Below are 1218 nucleotides of genomic sequence, written 5' to 3'. Positions count from 1 at the left end.
TGATCCTCCCCCACTGAAGTGGTCCGCCCGTATAGTTATGAAACGGAGGATCAAATATGGGAATCAAACGACACAAGCCGGAAGAGATTGTCACGAAGTTGCGGCAGGTTGAGGTGCTGTGCGGCCAGGGAATGCCGCGCATTGATGCAATCAGGCAGGTTCAGATAACGGAACAGACATTCTATCGCTGGCGTAAGCAATACGGCGGTATGGGAACCGACCAACTGAAGGAGCTAAAGAGGCTTCAGAAAGAGAATGATCGGCTGCGTCGCGCCGTGTCGGACCTGACGCTGGACAAGCTCATCCTTTCGGAAGCTGCACGGGGAAACTACTGAGCCCTTCGCGTCGTCGTGCCTGTATCGATCATGTTCGCAGCCAGTTCAGGGTATCGGAGCGGCGAGCCTGTCGTGTCCTGGGACAGCACCGGTCCACACAACGTCGTTTGCCGGTTGGCCGTGCTGACGAGGAGCGTCTAGTGGCTGATATGATCGAACTGGCCCGCCAGTATGGTCGGTATGGCTACCGCCGGATCGCAGCTTTGCTCAGAGACGCCGGATGGCTTGTGAACGACAAGCGTGTCGAACGTCTGTGGCGGCGTGAAGGGCTCAAAGTGCCAATGAAACAGCCGAAGAAAGGGAGGCTCTGGCTCAACGATGGCTCCTGCGTTCGTTTGCGACCGGAGTACCACAACCATGTATGGTCGTATGACTTTGTGCATCATCGAACAGATGACGGGAAAGCGTTCCGAACGCTCAACATCTTGGATGAACACAGCCGGGAATGCTTGGCGATCCGGGTGAAACGGAAGCCAGACTCGACAGAGGTCATCGATGCGCTGACGGACTTGTTTATCTTGCGCGGCGTTCCAGCCTTCATTCGGTCGGACAACGGCCCGGAGTTCATTGCTCAGGCCGTCCGCGATTGGATTGCAGCGGTCGGCGCTAAGACCGCCTACATTGAGCCGGGATCACCTTGGGAGAACGGATACTGCGAAAGCTTCAATGCAAGGCTTCGGGATGAACTGCTCAACGGCGAGGTCTTTTACTCGCTAAAGGAGGCGCAAGTCCTGATCGAAGAATGGAGGAAACACTACAACACGAAACGACCACACAGTGCCTTGGGCTACCGCCCACCTGCCCCGGAAACCATCGTCCCGATGGAACCCAGGCCAATAATGCACTAACATTCAAACTGGACCGCTTAGGTGGGGCTGATCAA

General features: G+C 56.2%; 1 protein-coding gene. It reads left to right on the top strand.

The features are described from left to right. Window positions 1-56: 56 nt before the first annotated feature. A protein-coding gene (locus PSJ8397_RS16745) for an IS3 family transposase (RefSeq protein ID WP_143515527.1) occupies window positions 57-1183 on the top strand; the annotation gives its coding sequence in 2 pieces (ribosomal slippage) (window positions 57-321 and window positions 321-1183; 1128 coding nt in all). The last annotated feature ends 35 nt before the right edge of the window (window positions 1184-1218 follow it).

It is taken from the genome of Pseudooctadecabacter jejudonensis, from assembly GCF_900172275.1.
GTDB classification, from domain to species: domain Bacteria; phylum Pseudomonadota; class Alphaproteobacteria; order Rhodobacterales; family Rhodobacteraceae; genus Octadecabacter; species Octadecabacter jejudonensis.
The sequence above is the reverse complement of the archived record's forward strand: the minus strand, read 5'-3'. Positions and strand labels throughout refer to the sequence as shown.